The sequence below is a fragment of the Undibacterium sp. Ren11W genome (genome assembly GCF_049340485.1).
Lineage (GTDB): Bacteria > Pseudomonadota > Gammaproteobacteria > Burkholderiales > Burkholderiaceae_D > Undibacterium.
This window is the reverse complement of record NZ_JBMPPB010000020.1, coordinates 1-1556: the sequence shown is the minus strand read 5'-3', so window position 1 is coordinate 1556 and position 1556 is coordinate 1. Positions and strand designations below refer to the sequence as shown.

At 58.9% G+C, this 1556-nt stretch carries 1 pseudogene; it reads left to right on the top strand.

Annotated elements, in window-relative coordinates:
- A pseudogene (locus tag ACO0K8_RS22270) lies at positions 1-1556 on the top strand (hypothetical protein); the annotation flags it as partial.

The window sequence follows — 1556 nt, the reverse complement described above, 5'->3', positions numbered from 1 at the left end:
TCACAGTCGCCTTGCCAGGCACCGCGAAGGCAGGTGACACCCTGACGATCACCGACGGCACGACTCCGCAAAGCCACGTCTTAACGGCCGCAGAAATCACCGCTGGTACGTATAGCAGCACGGTTGCCAAACCGGCAGAAGGCGCTAATTTAACGGTCACAGCGACGGTCACCGACCAAGCTGGTAATGTCTCCGCCCCAGGCACAGACAGTGCGACTTTAGACACAACGGCCACGGCAGCGCCAACGATTACCATCACGACCGACAGCAACAATGACGGCCTGATCAGTAAAACAGAACTGGGCGCAGCAACGACAGTGGCAGTCACAGTGGCTTTGCCAGGTACGGCTAAAGCAGGCGACACCCTGACCATCACCGACGGCACGACTCCGCAAAGCCATGTATTGACCGCCGCAGAAATCACCGCTGGTACGTATAGCAGCACGGTTGCAAAACCAGCGGAAGGCGCGACCTTATCCGTCAGCGCTACCGTCACGGACAAAGCAGGAAATGTTTCCTTGCCTGGCACAGACAGTGCAGTGCTGGACACGACTGCGACTGCCGCACCGACGATCACCATCACCACCGATAGCAACAACGACGGCCTGATCAGTAAAACAGAACTGGGCGCAGCAACGACAGTGGCAGTTACAGTCGCCTTGCCAGGCACCGCGAAGGCAGGTGACACCCTAACCATCACCGATGGCAGCACACCGCAAAGCCATGTCTTAACCGCCGCAGAAATCACCGCGGGTACTTACAGCACGACCGTTGCGAAACCAGCGGAAGGTGCGACCTTGTCTGTCAGTGCGACCGTCACCGACCAGGCTGGAAATGTTTCCTTGCCTGGCACAGACAGTGCAGTGTTGGATACCACCGCCACGGCAGCGCCGACGATTACCGTCACCACCGACAGCAACAACGATGGCCTGATCAGTAAAACAGAACTGGGCGCAGCAACGACAGTGGCAGTCACAGTCGCCTTGCCAGGTACGGCCAAGGCAGGCGACACCCTAACCATCACCGACGGCACGACACCGCAAAGCCATGTCTTAACCGCCGCAGAAATCACCGCTGGTACTTACAGCACGACCGTTGCGAAACCAGCGGAAGGCGCGACCTTGTCTGTTAGTGCGACGGTCACCGACCAGGCGGGTAATGTCTCCGCCCCAGGCACAGACAGCGCAGTGCTGGACACGACTGCGACTGCCGCACCGACGATCACCATCACGACCGACAGCAACAACGACGGCCTGATCAGTAAAACAGAACTTGGTGCGGCAACGACAGTGGCGGTCACAGTCGCCTTGCCAGGCACAGCTAAAGCAGGCGACACCCTAACCATCACCGATGGTACGACTCCGCAAAGCCACGTCTTAACCGCCGCAGAAATCACAGCGGGCACCTACAGCACAACGGTTGCCAAACTGGCAGAAGGCGCTAATTTAACGGTCACAGCAACGGTCACCGACCAAGCTGGTAATGTCTCCGCCCCAGGCACAGACAGTGCCGTACTGGATACCACCGCCACAGCAGCGCCGACGATCACCATCACG